The 14896-nt window shown below is 75.2% G+C and carries 8 protein-coding genes and 1 pseudogene; 1 reads left to right on the top strand and 8 read right to left on the bottom strand.

The window, feature by feature from the left end; genetic code table 11:
• Positions 1–33: 33 nt before the first annotated feature.
• The 7 genes and pseudogenes from ACIPSC_RS24500 to ACIPSC_RS24470 form a co-directional block, all read right to left on the bottom strand.
• Positions 34–558: pseudogene (locus ACIPSC_RS24500) on the bottom strand (DoxX family membrane protein); the annotation flags it as partial.
• Positions 559–752: 194 nt separating this feature from the next.
• Positions 753–2348, bottom strand: coding sequence for a glutamine-hydrolyzing GMP synthase (gene guaA, locus ACIPSC_RS24495; RefSeq protein ID WP_400828202.1), 1596 nt, complete (start codon positions 2346–2348; stop codon positions 753–755).
• Positions 2349–3492: 1144 nt separating this feature from the next.
• Positions 3493–5052, bottom strand: coding sequence for a hypothetical protein (locus ACIPSC_RS24490; protein ID WP_400828201.1), 1560 nt, complete (start codon positions 5050–5052; stop codon positions 3493–3495).
• 368 nt (positions 5053–5420) lie between these two features.
• Entirely contained in the window at positions 5421–7238 is a 1818-nt protein-coding gene (locus ACIPSC_RS24485) for a GMC oxidoreductase (RefSeq protein ID WP_400828200.1), read from the bottom strand.
• A 124-nt stretch (positions 7239–7362) separates the two neighbouring features.
• Positions 7363–9006 carry a succinic semialdehyde dehydrogenase gene (locus tag ACIPSC_RS24480; RefSeq protein WP_400828199.1) on the bottom strand — a complete coding sequence of 548 codons (1644 nt, stop codon included), beginning with the start codon at positions 9004–9006 and terminating at the stop codon, positions 7363–7365.
• Between the two features lie 125 nt (positions 9007–9131).
• The gene (locus tag ACIPSC_RS24475; protein WP_400828198.1) at positions 9132–10910 is read right to left on the bottom strand and encodes a serine/threonine-protein kinase; all 1779 of its coding nucleotides are present in this window, start codon (positions 10908–10910) and stop codon (positions 9132–9134) included.
• 158 nt (positions 10911–11068) lie between these two features.
• The gene (locus tag ACIPSC_RS24470) at positions 11069–12163 is read right to left on the bottom strand and encodes a hypothetical protein (RefSeq protein ID WP_400828197.1); all 1095 of its coding nucleotides are present in this window, start codon (positions 12161–12163) and stop codon (positions 11069–11071) included.
• Between the two features lie 59 nt (positions 12164–12222).
• Between ACIPSC_RS24470 and ACIPSC_RS24465 the strand changes: the two genes are divergently transcribed.
• Complete coding sequence (locus ACIPSC_RS24465; RefSeq protein WP_400828196.1) at positions 12223–12756, top strand: SHOCT domain-containing protein; 534 nt, start codon at positions 12223–12225, stop codon at positions 12754–12756.
• 51 nt (positions 12757–12807) lie between these two features.
• Here ACIPSC_RS24465 and ACIPSC_RS24460 read toward each other — a convergent pair whose 3' ends face one another.
• Positions 12808–14841 (bottom strand): serine/threonine-protein kinase, encoded by a 2034-nt coding sequence (locus ACIPSC_RS24460; RefSeq protein WP_400828195.1) that lies wholly within the window; start codon positions 14839–14841, stop codon positions 12808–12810.
• Between the last annotated feature and the right edge of the window lie 55 nt (positions 14842–14896).

The raw sequence follows: 14896 nt of genomic DNA, 5'->3' as shown, positions 1-14896 counted from the left end.
GACGTGGCTCTCGGCCAGCCCGCGCTCGCGGTCCCGGGCGGCGCGCTTGCCCAGGTAGCCGTCCAGCGAGAGGTACGGGGTGCCGGCCAGCACCAGCGGGGTCCAGGCCATCAGGTAGGCGAGGTCGTTGCCGAGGTAGTAGGGCGAGACGTTCCAGCTCACCGTCAGCCAGAGGCTCAGGTTGATCAGCGCGCCGCCGAGGGCCGCCACCCGGCCCCAGAGGCCGAGCAGGGTGCCGAGGCCGACCGCCAGCTCGCCGAAGGCGATGGCCAGCGCGAACAGCGTGGGCGCGTCCAGCGCGAGGCCGAGCAGGAAGGAGATCGGGCTGGTGCCCTTCACGGCCTGGGTCTGCGAGACGAAGGAGGCCGGGTCGCCCGCGCCGGCCAGGTAGTGCGCGTCCGAGAGCTTGTCCAGGGACGCGTAGACGAAGGTGACCCCGAGGAAGATCCGCAGCGGCAGGAGCGCGTACTTCGACGCCACCGCCTTCCGCAGGGCCGCTCGCTCGGCCCTGCCGCCCGCGTCCGCGACGGTCACCCCGGCGCCGCTGGCCTCCGACATTCCCCACACCTTCCTTCGCGGCCCGCCAACGCCTGACAGGTCCGGTCCGCATTCTGCACGGTTGTGAGCACTTTCGGTGGGATGGCCCACCCGGTGGGCTCCCCGTCCACCGCGAACGGCCGCGCCGCCGCTCCCTTGTATACGGGAACGACGGCGCGGCCGTTCAATTCCGGTTCAGAACCGGTCGGGAGTGATCACTCCCACTCGATGGTGCCCGGCGGCTTGCTGGTGCAGTCCAGCACCACGCGGTTGACGTCACGGACCTCGTTGGTGATCCGGGTGGAGATCTTCGCCAGCACCTCGTACGGCAGGCGCGACCAGTCGGCCGTCATGGCGTCCTCGGAGGAGACCGGGCGCAGCACGATCGGGTGGCCGTAGGTGCGGCCGTCGCCCTGGACGCCGACGCTGCGGACGTCCGCCAGCAGGACGACCGGGCACTGCCAGATCTCGCGGTCCAGGCCGGCCGCGGTCAGCTCCTCGCGGGCGATCGCGTCGGCCTCGCGGAGCAGGTCCAGACGCTCCCTGGTGACCTCGCCGACGATCCGGATGCCCAGGCCCGGGCCCGGGAACGGCTGGCGCTGGACGATCTCCTCCGGCAGGCCGAGCTCCTGGCCGACCATCCGGACCTCGTCCTTGAACAGCTTGCGCAGCGGCTCGACCAGCTGGAACTGCAGGTCCTCGGGCAGACCGCCGACGTTGTGGTGGGACTTGATGTTGGCGGTGCCGGTGCCGCCGCCGGACTCCACCACGTCCGGGTACAGGGTGCCCTGGACCAGGAACTCGACCGACTCGCCGTGCTCGCCGGCCTCGGCCACGATCTCGGCCTGCGCCTGCTCGAAGACCCGGATGAACTCCCGGCCGATGATCTTGCGCTTCTCCTCCGGGTCGCTGACGCCCTTCAGCGCGTCCAGGAAGCGCTCCTGCGCGTCGACGACCTTCAGCTGGACGCCGGTGGCCGCGACGAAGTCCTTCTCGACCTGCTCGGTCTCGCCCTTGCGCATCAGACCGTGGTCGACGTAGACGCAGGTGAGCTTCTCGCCGATGGCCTTGTTGACCAGGGCGGCCGCGACCGCCGAGTCCACACCGCCGGAGAGGCCGCAGATGGCGCGCTTGTCGCCGACCTGGGCGCGGATCAGCGCGACCTGCTCGTCGACCACGTTGCCGGTGGTCCAGGTCGGCGCGATGCCGGCGCCGCGGTAGAGGAAGTGCTCCAGGATCTGCTGGCCGTGGTCGGAGTGCAGCACCTCGGGGTGGTACTGGACGCCGTAGAGACGGGCCTCGTCGTTCTCGAAGGCCGCGACCGGCACCAGCTCGGTGGAGGCGGTGACGGTGAAGCCCTCCGGGGCCGCGGAGCAGGCGTCGCCGTGCGACATCCACACCGAGTGCTGCGCCGGGACGCCCTCGAACAGGGTGGAGCCGGTGCGGGAGACGGCCAGCGGGGTGCGGCCGTACTCGCGCGCGCCGGTGTTGTCGACGGTGCCGCCGAGGGTGATCGCCATCAGCTGGAAGCCGTAGCACATGCCGAAGACCGGGACGCCGGCCTCGAAGAGCGCGCGGTCGAGCCGCGGCGCGCCCTCCTCGTACACCGAGGACGGGCCGCCGGAGAGGATGATCGCCTTCGGGTTCTTGGCGAGCATCTCGGCGACCGGCATGCTGCTCGGCACGATCTCGCTGTAGACCCGGGCCTCACGCACCCGTCGGGCGATGAGCTGGGCGTACTGGGCACCGAAGTCGACGACCAGGACGGTGTCGGTCTCGGGTGCGGTCTGGTCGGGAATAGCAGAGGACACGGACGGCCTTCCGGCAGCGGTATCTAGCGTGTCGCACGCTTGGCGCCCCCGGCTGGGGCGGCGGCGACGGGCGGGGGTCTCACCCCGAGTCTACCGGGCTGGCCGGTTTCACTCGTCTGCCCGTCCAGGAGACCGTGACCGTGCGGGCCGCCGGTTCGTTGCTTCAGACGACCGTGCCACCGCGCCGCGCCCGCCAGGCGCGCCGCCTCCGCCCCGGCCGGGGCACCGCCGCACGGGCTTGCAGGACCACGCGTGGAGCTCATCCCAGTCCACCGGCGCACGTGGTGCCACCGCCGTCCCGGCTCCGCCGGGAGCGGGGGCGCCGTGGGACCGTGCGCGGGTGCAGCGGCCGGCCAGCAGGGGACAGCGACCCCGGCCGCGACTGGACCAAGGAGGTGGGGCGGTCGGCTCCCGGGGACGCCCGGAGGCCGGCCGCCGCACCCCGGCGCAACCCAGGCGCACACCGTTCACCGTCCCGCGCCGCTACGCGCGTCCTCGTGCGCTCCGGCGCCACCACTACGCACCGTGATCATCCAACCCACCCTGCCCGGGTGTCACAGAGCGCCTCCGAGCGGCTCCGGCCGGGCCGGAGCGGAGCGGCCGGGCCGAAAATGGACTGTGCCGAATCATGCCGAATCGGTTGCAGACCAAGCCCTTCGTCCAGCACGATGCTGCGTGGAAGAGGTTCTCCCGATGGCCGAAGGCCTACTGCGGAGTACCGGACCGGTGCCGCCGAGACCCGCGGTGGCAACGATTATCACCTCACGCTCCGTGAGCGAAGGCCCGGCGCAGGCATGCAGCCGGACCCGCACCGCGGGCGTGCGCGCCCCGCGCGACCGGCCCACCCGCGCCGGAACGCGACGGTGCGACCCGAAGCCGACCGTCCCGACGGCGCTCCTCCCCCGGCGCCGTCACCCCAGCACCGGCGCAGCCCTGACGCCGTGTGCTGAACGACAAAGGGCCCCGTTCCCCCGCGGGGCCCTTTGCCCTGTCCTCGCGCCCTGTCCTTACGCCCTGTCCTGCGCGCCCCGCCCGAGCCGCCCCTGCCGGAGCCGCCCTCCCCGCCGGGCGTGACCGACGTCCTGCGCGCCGGGCGCGGGACGGCCCCCGCGGCCCGGCGCGCGGCGTGCGCCCGGTCGGCCCGCTACGGGTGCTTGCGCCAGACGCTCGGGTCCGACGGGGTGTCGGCCTGGCCCGCCGGGGGTGCGGCGGGCGGCGTCGGGTCCTCGCCGTGGGAGCCGATCACCTCGCTCACCCCCAGACCCGGCGCGAACGGCTCCGCCACGTGCCCGGGCGCGGAGGCGGGCGCGGAACCGGGCGCAAGGCCGGCGGCGTCCGGCGGACCGCCCTGCGGGGGCACCGCGGCGACCGGGCCGCCGGGCGCGCCGCCGCGGACCGCCGTCAGCAGCGGCGGCAGCGCGAGCGCGCCGACCGCCGCCCACACCGCATTGGCCGCCAGTACGGTGCCGAAGAGCAGTCCGGCCGAGTACTCCTGGCCGAGGTCCCGGCTGCGGCCGGAGTACGTCGAGGTGGCGCCGGAGCTGACCAGCGCCCCGGCCACCGTCATCAGCAGCGTCAGCCCCACCGCGTGGATCGCCGCCAGCCGGAGCCGGTCGGCCGCGTCGAGCCGGCGCCGGTACGCCGTCCAGCCCAGGTAGGCCGTGGCGGCCAGGGCCAGCAGGCCGGTCCACCGCCAGTCGGCGCTCTCCCCGTGCAGGTCGAAGAAGGAGAATTCGGCGTCGTCCGCCCCGCCGTCGGCCCCCCAGGGCCCGGTGGAACCCCCGCGCCCGTCGTCGCTGCCGCCCCGGAGGGTCGCACCCGAGCCGAGGCCGAGCAGCAGCAGGCCGGCGTTGGGCAGGAAGGCCACCGAGGCGCCGGTCTGCCAGCCCTCGCCCTGGGCCGCGATCAGCACGAAGGCGGCGAGCGAGGACAGGCCGACCGTGAACGCCAGCGCCCGGCCCGCGCTGAGGCCGGCCACCGCCCAGCCGCGCACCGCCCGGTTGCGCCAGGCCGCCCAGCGCAGCGCGTCGGTGCCGTGGACGGCGAAGGCGAGCAGCCCGGCGAGCAGTGCGGTCCAGCCGGCCGCCTGCAGCCAGCCGGCGTCGGTGGTGTACGAGGCCCGGCCGAACAGGCTGCCGTAGTCGAAGTCTCCGGGGCGGCCGCTGCCGCGCGACCCGCCGGGGTGCCACTCGGCGCCGGCGACGAGCCCCAGCAGCAGCGTCACGCCGCCCGCGACCAGCGCGGTGCGCAGCGCCTCGCCGGCCGCCTGCCGCCGGGTCTGCTGCTCGCCGGTCCGGGCCTGTCGGGCGCGCGCACCCGCGCGCAGGCCGAGCCAGAGCGCGAACAGCCAGGCCGCGGTGACCGTCATCGGCACCAGCCGAACCGTGGTCTCGCCGCCGCCCGCTCCGCGCAGCGTGCCGAGGTCGACGCTCAGCCGGAACGGCGCGCCGAGCGCGGCCAGGGCCATGGCGAGCGCGGAGCCGAAGCGGTCGTCGAACCCGGGCGCCTCGAAGTAGAAGGAGTACCCGTAGTCGTCCGGGATCGCGGCGATCAGGGCGGCGAGCAGGAGCACCGCGGTCGGCGCGATCAGCGCACGCAGTGCCGGGCGCCAGTCCTCGCCGGTGAGCAGGCGCAGGGCGGCCGGCTGCGCCGCGGCCGGGTCGTACGGCCGGCCGGCGCCCCAGCTGCCGACGGCGGGAGGCACGGCGGGGGGTGCGGCAGGCGGCACGGCGGGCGGCAGGTACCCGGGCACGACGGGCTGCACCGGCGGAGGCGGCGGCACGGCCGACCCCGCAGCGGCCGGCGCCGCGACCGGGGGCGGCGGCACCGCCGGGGCCGCTCGGTCCGCGGGTGGGGCGGGCGGCGGCGGGGGCGGCACGAGCGGCCGTCCGCACGAGGCGCAGCCGAGCGCCCCCTCCGCCGAAGCCGCACCGCACGCTGCGCAGATGGCCATGAACCGCGTTCCCCCCGGTCGAACGAGCCCCTGGTCCCCCCAGGGAGCCCGTTTATCCCATCGTGCCCGGAGGGATGTCAACCGGCACCGGCACGCCGCCGACCAATCCTGACGCGGACTCAGGACTCCTTCGGCCCGGCCTTCTTCGGCACCTTCGGGACGGCCAGCAGCGGCAGCCGCAGCGCGCCGAAGGCGTCCGCCGGCACCGCCGGGCGCACCGGCGCGACCGGCTCGACCCTCCGGTAGGCGTCGCCCGGGGCGGGGCGGAGGTCCTTCTCGCCCTTGTTGGGCCACATCGACATGGCGCGCTCGGCCTGGGCGGTGATCGTCAGCGAGGGGTTGACCCCGAGGTTGGCGGAGACGGCCGCGCCGTCCACCACGCTGATGCCGGGGTGGCCGTAGAGGCGGTGGTACGGGTCGACCACGCCGGTCTCGGCGGAGTCGCCGATCGGGCAGCCGCCGAGGAAGTGCGCGGTCATCGGGATGTCGAAGATCTCGCCGACGGTGCTGCCCGCGAAGCCGTTGATCTGCTCGGCCAGCGCCCGGGCGCCCTGCTCGGCGGCCGGGATCCAGGTCGGGTTCGGCGCGCCGTGGCCCTGGGTGGAGGTCAGCTGGCCCTTGCCGAGGCCGTTCTTCTTGAGCGAGACGGTGATCGAGTTGTCCAGCGACTGCATCACCAGGCCGATGATCGTCCGCTCCGACCAGCGGCGCTGGTTCATCGAGCGGGCGAAGGTGACCGGGTGCCGGACCGAGTTGCCCAGGTAGCGCAGCCAGCGCGGCCCCTTCCCGGCGCCCTTGACCTGCGCGATCGAGAGCGCGCCCATCGCGTTGGACCCCTTGCCGTAGCGCACCGGCTCGATGTGGGTGTTGTCGTTCGGGTGGATCGACGAGGTGATCGCGACGCCCTTGGTGAAGTCCGCCCGGCTGCCGTACCGCCGGTCGGTGGTCTGGGCTCCGACCAGCGCCTCCGAGTTGGTCCGCGTCAGCTCGCCGAGCCGGGCCGAGAGCCGCGGCAGGTGGCCGGCGTCGCGCATCCGGTGCAGCAGCGACTGGGTGCCGTAGGTGCCGGCCGCGACCACCACCCGGGCGGCGGTGATGGTGCGCGCCCCCGCCTTGACCCGGTCGGTGGTGGAGCGGGCGTCGGTGCGGCGCACGTCCACGGCGAAGCCCTCGTTCCCGTGGGCGTCGCGGTACTCGCGGATCCGGGCCACCGTGGTGAGCGGGTGGATCTCGGCGCCGCCGCGCTCGGCCAGGTGGAGGTAGTTCTCGGTGAGCATGTTCTTGGCGCCGTGCCGGCAGCCGGTCATGCACTCGCCGCACTCCACGCAGGCCTTGCGGGCGGGGCCGGCGCCGCCGAAGTACGGGTCCGCGATCTCGTCGCCGGGGGCCGCCTCGGCCCGGCCGTCGGCGTCCTTGCCGTCGCCGAAGAACACCCCGACCGGCGCCATGTGGAAGGTGTCGCCGACGCCCATCTTCTCGGCGGCCGCCTTCAGGTGGACGTCGGACGGGGTGACGGTCGGGTTGAGCCGGACGCCGAGCATCCGCTGCGCCTGGTCGTAGAACGGCGCCAGCTCCTCCTGCCAGTCGGTGATGTGCCGCCACTGGCGGTCCTCGAAGAAGGCCTTCGGCGGTACGTACAGGGTGTTGGCGTAGTTCAGCGAGCCGCCGCCGACCCCGGCGCCGGCCAGGATCAGCACGTTGGCCAGCAGGTGGATCCGCTGGATGCCGTAGAGGCCGAGCTTCGGCGCCCACAGGTACTTCGCGAGGTCCCAGGAGTTCCGGGGCAGCTCGTCGCGCTCGAAGCGCCGCCCGGCCTCCAGGACGGCGACCCGGTAGCCCTTCTCGGTCAGCCGCAGCGCGGAGACCGAACCACCGAAGCCGGAGCCGACCACGACCACGTCGTAGTCGAACTCCGCCTCATCGCGGGACCCCACCATGTGCCTTGCTCCTTCGGAAACGAAACGCGACGACGAAACGCTGAACGGCCTCGCCCCGGCTCGGGACGGCCGTGTCCCGGGCCGGGCGGGACCCGGCCCGGACCGACCGGCCCGGACGGGACGCCTACTTGAACCGCAGCGCCTTCAGCACCCGCAGCCCGCCGGTGAACACCGCGGCGAACTGCCGGTCGTCCAGGCCGAAGGCGGGCGCGATCGGCATCAGCCGCTGGCTGGCGATGGTCTGCGCCTCGGTGTACCGCAGGATGCCCTCGGCGCCGTGCCGCCGGCCGAGCCCGGACTCGCCCATGCCGCCCATCGGCGACGAGACCGAGCCGTACGCCGCCGCGTAGCCCTCGTTGACGTTGACCGTGCCGGTGCGCAGCCGGGCCGCCAGCTCCCGGCCGCGCCGGAGGTCCTTGGTCCAGACGCTGGAGTTGAGGCCGTACGGGGTGGAGTTGGCGGCGGTGACCGCCTCGTCCTCGGTGTCGAAGCGGTAGACCGACACCACCGGGCCGAAGGTCTCCTCGGCGCAGACCGCCATGTCCGCGGTGACGCCGTCCAGGATGGTCGGCTCGTGGAAGAACGGGCCGAGGTCCGGCCGGGCCCGGCCGCCGGCCACCACGGTGGCGCCGGCCTTGACCGCGTCCTCCACGTGCCGGACGGTGGCGTCCAGCTGCCGGACGGAGACGAGCGAGCCCATGTCCGCGCCGTAGGCGAGGCCGCCGCCGAGGCGCAGCGCGCGGGTGCGCTCGGCGAACCGCGCCAGGAACTCGTCCGCCACCGAGCGGTGCACCAGCAGCCGCTCGATCGAGATGCAGAGCTGGCCGGCCGAGGAGAAGCAGGCGCGCACGGCGCCCTCGGCGGCCCGGTCGAGGTCGGCGTCGGCCAGCACCAGCATGGCGTTCTTGCCGCCGAGTTCGAGCGAGGCGCCGACCAGCCGGGCGGCGGCGCGCTGGGCCACCTCGCGGCCGGTGCGGGTGGAGCCGGTGAAGGAGACGTAGTCGGCGTGCTCGACCACCGCCGGGCCGATCACCGGGCCGTCGCCGATCACGACCTGCCAGAGGTCGGCCGGCAGCCCGGCCTCGATCAGCAGCTCACGGGCCCAGAGCGCGGTCAGGGCGGTCTGCGTGTCCGGCTTGTTGACCACGGCGTTGCCGGCAGCGAAGGCGGGCAGCGCGTCGCCGACGGAGAGCTCCAGCGGGTAGTTCCACGGCGAGATGTGCCCGATCACGCCCTTCGGCCGGCGGGCCTCGACCGCCTGGGTGAGCACCGGCAGCGCACCGCCGTGCCGCTTGTCCCGCAGGTAGGAGTGCGCGGCGCGGCCGTAGTGGCGGGCGGCCATGGCGACGGCCAGCACCTCCTCGAAGGCGTGCAGCCGGGCCTTGCCGGTCTCGGCCTGGATCAGGTCCAGCACCTCGTCCTGCCGCTTGAGCAGCAGGTCGTGGAAGCGCAGCAGGACGGCGGCGCGGCGGCGTACGGGCAGCGCGGCCCAGGCGGGCTGGGCACGACGGGCCAGCTGGAAGGCGACCTCGACGTCGGCCGGGGTGGACTGCGGCAGGCCGGCCAGGCGCTCGCCGGTCAGCGGGGCGACGGTCTCCACCAGGGCCGGCTCGCCGGCCGCGGTGACGCCGGCGGCGAGGCGGGCGACCAGCGACGGCGGGACGGCCGCGGCGACGGTGCGGCCGCCACCGGGGGCGGCGGGGTTTCGGGCCGCGGCGACGGCGCCGGGCTGCTCGATGGCCGTGGCTTCTGCTGTGAGGTCCGTCATACGGCGCAGCCTAGGCGCTCGGCGGCCCGTTCGGTACCCGTCGGTAACAAAAACTGCCGTGGCGGACGGGCGTCGTCCGCCGGTCCCGCACGGCGGGCCCGGCGCGGGAGCGGCGGTCGCCGGCCTCAGCGGGTCGGGGTGAAGTGGTTGAGCACGGTGGTGAACCGGCGCTCGCCCTCCGGCCAGTCCTTCTCCGTGTCCGGGCAGGACAGGTAGACGGCGTAGCCGGTCCCGTCGTCGTCGATGAACTCCGCCTCGATCGCCCGCCGCCGGCCGCCCTCCTTCGCCGCGTAGCTGAACTCCCAGACCGCCGCGTCGTGCCCGTTGACCGCGACGCTGGTCAGCTTGTGCTGGCGGTACTCCTTCAGCTTGGAGACGGTGACCTCCATCTGCCGCATGTGCTCAAGCGGCTTCACGGACTGGCCGACGGTGACGGCGAACTGCAGGTAGTGGGACTTGTTGTCCGGGCTGTAGAAGATCTGGTTGGCGGTGTCCGTGCTGCGCTGCCAGGCCGGCTTGGCCACCGGCAGCGGGAAGCGGAAGCCGGCCGGGTCGTCCACCCACTGGAAGCCGGTGGGCGGCGGGTCGGCGGTGCCGGAGGGCTGCGGCTCGCCCGAGGCGGTCGGCACCGGGTCCACGGCCGGGGGCCCGGAGTGCCGGGTGGCCAGGAAGGTCACCCCGGCGGTCAGGACGGCCACCGCCAGCGCGGCCACGGCGAGCCGAAGCACATTGCGGCGCTTGGCCGGACCACGCGCGGGCGCGACGGGGTGCACCACCGGCGCGATCGGTGAGGTGTGCGCCGCAGCCGCCTCGGGAGCCGCTCCCGCCACCCCGGTGGTCCCGAGCACCCCCGGTACGGCGGGGCTCGCGCCGCCCGTTCCTCCGCCGAGCACGGGTACCGACCCCGTGTCGGCCACGGTGGCCGGCACCGCCGGGCGCGCTGTGGTCGGCGCCTCCGGTTCGGCGGGCGGGTCCGGCTGCTCCGAGCCCTCGGACCGGTCCACCACCGGCACCGACTGGGTCGGCGTCTTCACCGGCGCGACCGGCTTGAAGCCCATGGTGTGCCCGGCCTTCACCTCGGCCAGCATCCGGGCCGCCTCGTCGGCGGTCGGCCGGTCGGCCGGGTCCTTGGCCATCAGCGCCGCCAGCACCGGGCCCAGCGCCCCGGCCCGGCGCGGCTCCGGCAGCGGGTCGCCGACGACGGCGGCGAGCGTGGTCAGCGGCGAGGTCCGGCGGAACGGCGACTCGCCCTCCACCGCCGCGTACAGCGTCGCGCCGAGGCCCCAGAGGTCCGAGGCCGGGCCCGGCCGCTCGCCCTGGGCCCGCTCCGGCGCCAGGTAGTCCGGCGAGCCGACCAGGTCGCCCGGCCGGGTCAGCTCGGTCGAGCCCTCGTACGTCGCGATGCCGAAGTCCAGCAGCACCACCCGCCCGGTGCCGCGCTCCAGCAGGACGTTGGCCGGCTTCACGTCCCGGTGCAGCACGCCCAGCTGGTGGCCCCGGTGCAGGGCCGCCAGCACCTGGCTGCCGACCTCGGCGGCGGCGCGCGGCTGCAGGGTGCCGTCCTGGCTGATCACATCGGCCAGCGAACGGCCGTCGACCAGCTCCATCACGATCCACGGCCGGCCGTCGTGCTCCAGCACGTCGTGCACGGTGATCACGCCGGGGTGCTTGATCCGGGCGGCCGCGCTGGCCTCCCGCTTCATCCGGGCGTGCAGGATCTGGAGCTCCTCCTCCGGGAGGTGGCTGACGGTGAGCTCCTTGACCGCGACCTCGCGGTCCAGCATCCGGTCCCAGGCCCGCCAGACCGTGCCCATCCCGCCGCGGCCCAGGCGGTCGCCCAGCTCGTACCGCCCGGCCAGCAGCCGCTCCGCCTCGGCCGCGTCCGGCCGGTCCTGCACGCCCATCGGCGACCGCTCCCCCTCATCCACCTGCCGTCACCGCGACGGAGGGCCTGGTGCAGACCACAGTTCGAACAAATCCCACGCACACATTAGGCGGCCCGCCCCCGCCCCGGTAATCTCCCCCGGCGCCCGACCCGGCCGCGGGCGCCCGGCGGGCACCGTCAGCCTGCGAACATCACCACGGCGGCCACGCCGAGCACCAGCAGCAGGAAGACCCCGCCGACCAGGACGGGGCCCAGCAGCGCCGGCGGAATCCGCGGCGGCCGCACCGGCGCCGGCCCGGCGTCGGCCGCCACCGGCTCCCGTTCCGCGCCGCCCCGGCCGCGCCGACGCGGGGTCAGCGGCACCAGCGGGCCGTCCGGTCGCACCGCGAGCACCCCGGCCGCCCGCTCTCCGTCGGCCGGCTCCGGCACACCCACCAGCAGCGCCGCCAGCTCCCGGCGGACGGCCGCCGCGCCCGGCCGCAGCACCGGGTCCGGCTGCAGCAGCCGCTCCGCCAGCGGCGCCAGCGGCCCGCACGCCGCCGCGGGCTCCCGCCGGCCGTCCCGCACCGCCGTCACCAGCTCCGGCACGCCCGCCTCGGGGAACGGCGAACGGCCGGTCACCAGCCGCTGCAGCAGCACGCCGAGCGCCCAGCAGTCGCCGGCCGGGCCACCGTCCAGCGGCCACCGCTCGGCGACCGGCCCGACCAGGGCGGCCCGCACGTCGTAGCGGCGGCGCCCGGCCGGTCCGCCCAGCTCCTCGGCCAGCGCCTCCTCGGCCACCCCGGGGAGCAGCCCGCCGAGCATCGCCGCGCCGTCCTCGCAGACCAGCACCGAATCGACGGTCAGATTGCCGTGCGCGAGCCCGGCCTCGTGCAGCGCCCGCAGCGCGCCGGCCAGATCGGCCGTCACCTCGGCCACCCGGTACGGCGGGAGCGGCCCGTCCGCCACCAGCTCGGCGAGCGCGACGCCGGCCGGCGCCTCCTCCACCGTCCAGAGCACGTCGCCGTCGACGAACGCCCCGGCCCCCTGCAGCAGTCGGGGGTGCACCGGGGCCGTGGACCCGGCCGCCGCCACCTTCCGGACGAGCCGTTCGCCCTGCTCGGGCATCGGCTCGTCGGGTTCGTGACCGCCAGTCAGCACGGGCGGCAGCTCCAGGCCGCGCAGCCGGACGGTGCCGCCGGTCCGCTCATCCACGGCGAAGGCACGCAGCGCCTCCGGACGGTCCGTCAGCCGGTAGCGCCCTGCCAGTGTCCGACCCGGGCCCGCTCGCATGCGTGTTCCTCTCGCTCGCGCCCCAGCCTAGTTGGCACCGCCGCATTAGGCTCGATCCCATGGACTGGACCGATCTGATCGACACGGCCTTCGACGTGGCCGGCAACAGCAGCAGTAGCACGCGGGCCGAGGCTCTGCGCACCGTCGAGGCGAGCGTCGCGCCCGACGAGAAGCCGGTCGCGTCGACGGCCGGGCGCCATCCCGACCACTTCCGCAAGGGGGTGCTGGTCCTCACGACGCACCGGCTGCTCTTCCTCAAGGACGGCAAACCGCCCATCCCGGTTCCGCTTTCCGCGGTCACCGACGCGACCGTGACGAAGAGCCGGATCAACGGCGAGGTGCTGCTGGTGGTCGCGCTCACCGGCTCGCACCGGTTCGAGGACGTGGTCAAGGCCGAGGTCTTCGCCGAGCAGGTCCGCGCCGCCGCCCGGCTGTCCCGGGAGGCGGCGCAGAAGCCCCAGGCCGCCCCGGCCGCGGCGCCCTCCTCCGGCACCGACCTGCTGGACCAGCTGGAGCGCCTCGCCGCCCTGCACACCGCCGGGGCGCTCACCGACGAGGAGTTCAGCCGCGCCAAGCAGCGCCTGATCGGCTGACCACCCGGCGCGGCCCCCAGGCCGCCCCCAGCAAGGGTCTGTCTTCAGACCCTAGGGCGCGGGCTGGAAGGTGCTGAACACGACGTCCCGGACGCTCGCCTGCGCACCCCAGTCCGCGTCCGGCACGATCCAGTAGATCGAGTATCCGTACTTGGCGGGCGTGCCGGTGACGAAGCCCCGGTTGAGCGAGTGCATCTTGGGCGTGCCGTTGGTCCACTCCCAGTCCGCCGCGTTGGTCCACTGCCGGTAGGTGATCGCCGCCAGGTTCAGCCGCTGGTAGTTGCTCACCTGACCGCGCACCGAGGGCTCGGACTCCTGCCAGTCGGCGACGGCGCTCGGGCCGGGCGTGTTGGTCCACTCGATCCGCAGCTGGCTGCCGTTGGCGCCCTTGAAGATGCGGCGGTTGGAGTCCGACCCGGCGGGCTGCAGCCAGTCGGGCAGCGCCACCGAGAAGCCGGACGGGTCCTTGTACTCGCGGAAGCCGGCGGGTACCGCCGGGCCGGCCGGGGTCGACGCCGCCGCGGAGGACGGGGCCGCCGGGCCGGCGGACGCGGTGCCGGGGGCCGTGGCGGCCGGGGTGGCACCGCCGGGCGCGGCCGCGGTCGGCGCGGCGGACGCCGGGGGCGCCGCACCGGTGGGCGCGGCGGACGGGGTCGTCCCCGCGGGCGTGCTCGCCGCCGGGGTGCTCGCGGCCGGATCCGAGGACTCCTGCGCCGCCGGCGAGGTGCCGGTGGCGCTCGCGCCGGTGGTGGCCGCCGCCGCGGAGCTGCGGCCGGCGCCCTTGGACGAGCCCTGGCCGGAACCGCCGAAGGCCTGCACCACCGCGACCACGCCGGCGATCAGCAGCAGCACCACGACCGCGGTGGCCACGGCCAGCCGCCGCCGGCCGGTGCGCGGGTCGGCGCCGGCCGCCTGGGTCGCGCCCAGGGTCCACTCGCTGGTCACCGGCCGGATCGGCTCGGCCGGCGGGGTGGCGGCGCGCTCGGCGGCCTCGCCGGCGCCGCGCGGCTCCACGGCCGCCGCACCACCGGCAGCGGCCTCGACCGCCGGCGGCTCCTCGTCCTTGGCCCGGCTGCCGACCCGGACGGTGCCGAGCAGCCCGCCGACCGGCGGCTTCGCGGCCGGCTTCGTCGGCTTCGCCGGCTCCGCCGGGCTCTCGGGCGCCCCCTCGGGCTTCTTGCCGTCGGTGGCGGCACCGGTGCCCGCCGCCTTCACCGGCATCGCGTGCTCGGTGGTCGACTCCGCCCGTGCGGTGGCCTCGGCGACCACCCGCTTGAGCATCGACCGGGTCTGCGAGGCGTCCAGCCGCTCGGCCGGGTCCTTGGCCAGCAGCCCCTCGATCACCGGCCGCAGCGGCCCGGCGTTCAGCGGCGCGCTGAGCTCCTCGGTCATCACCGCCGTCAGGGTGGCCAGCGCCGAACCCCGGTCGTACGGCGGCCGCCCCTCGACCATCGCGTACAGCGTGCCGCCCAGCGACCACAGGTCGGCCGGCGGGCCGGGCTTCTGCCCGCGGGCCCGCTCCGGGGATATGTACGAGGGGGCACCGACCAGCATGCCGGTGGAGGTCACCGAGGCGTCCCCCTCCACACTGGCGATGCCGAAGTCGGTGAGCACCACCCGGCCGTCCTCGCCGATCAGCACGTTGGACGGCTTCACGTCGCGGTGCAGGATGCCCAGCGCGTGTGCCGCGACGAGCACGCCCAGCACGTCCAGCGCGATCTCGGCCGCCCGGCCGGGCTCCAGCGGCCCGTCCTCCTTGATCACGTCGGCCAGCGAGCGGGACTCGACCAGCTCCATCACGATCCAGGGCCGGTCGTCCTCCTCGACCACGTCGAAGACGGTGACCGCCGAGTTGTGCCGGATCCTGGCCGTCGCCTTGGCCTCGCGCAGCGTACGGACGATCAGCCGGTGCTTCTCGTCCTCCTCGACGCTGCCGTTCATCCGCAGTTCCTTGACCGCGACGATCCGGCCGAGCATCTCGTCCTCGGCGCGCCAGACGGTGCCCATGCCGCCGCGCCCGAGCACGGCGTTCAGCCGGTATCGGCCGGCCAGGAGCCGGCCGGTGGAACCCTGCGCCTGGGTCATTCGGAACGTTCCCCCATGTGGTGCTGGCCGGTCGTGACGACGCATCGGCCCGACG

The sequence above is a fragment of the Kitasatospora sp. NPDC090091 genome (assembly GCF_044747365.1).
In the GTDB taxonomy this organism is placed as follows: Bacteria; Actinomycetota; Actinomycetes; order Streptomycetales; family Streptomycetaceae; genus Kitasatospora.
The sequence above is the reverse complement of the archived record's forward strand: the minus strand, read 5'-3'. Positions and strand labels throughout refer to the sequence as shown.

What these genes read in the sequence shown, in the direction of transcription:
- ACIPSC_RS24485 (WP_400828200.1), bottom strand. Translation starts at nt 7,238, where the DNA reads ATGGTGGGGTCCCGCGATGAGGCGGAGTTCGACTACGACGTGGTCGTG.
- ACIPSC_RS24480 (WP_400828199.1), bottom strand. Translation starts at nt 9,006, where the DNA reads ATGACGGACCTCACAGCAGAAGCCACGGCCATCGAGCAGCCCGGCGCC.
- ACIPSC_RS24475 (WP_400828198.1), bottom strand. Translation starts at nt 10,910, where the DNA reads ATGGGCGTGCAGGACCGGCCGGACGCGGCCGAGGCGGAGCGGCTGCTG.
- ACIPSC_RS24470 (WP_400828197.1), bottom strand. Translation starts at nt 12,163, where the DNA reads ATGCGAGCGGGCCCGGGTCGGACACTGGCAGGGCGCTACCGGCTGACG.
- ACIPSC_RS24465 (WP_400828196.1), top strand. Translation starts at nt 12,223, where the DNA reads ATGGACTGGACCGATCTGATCGACACGGCCTTCGACGTGGCCGGCAAC.
- ACIPSC_RS24460 (WP_400828195.1), bottom strand. Translation starts at nt 14,841, where the DNA reads ATGACCCAGGCGCAGGGTTCCACCGGCCGGCTCCTGGCCGGCCGATAC.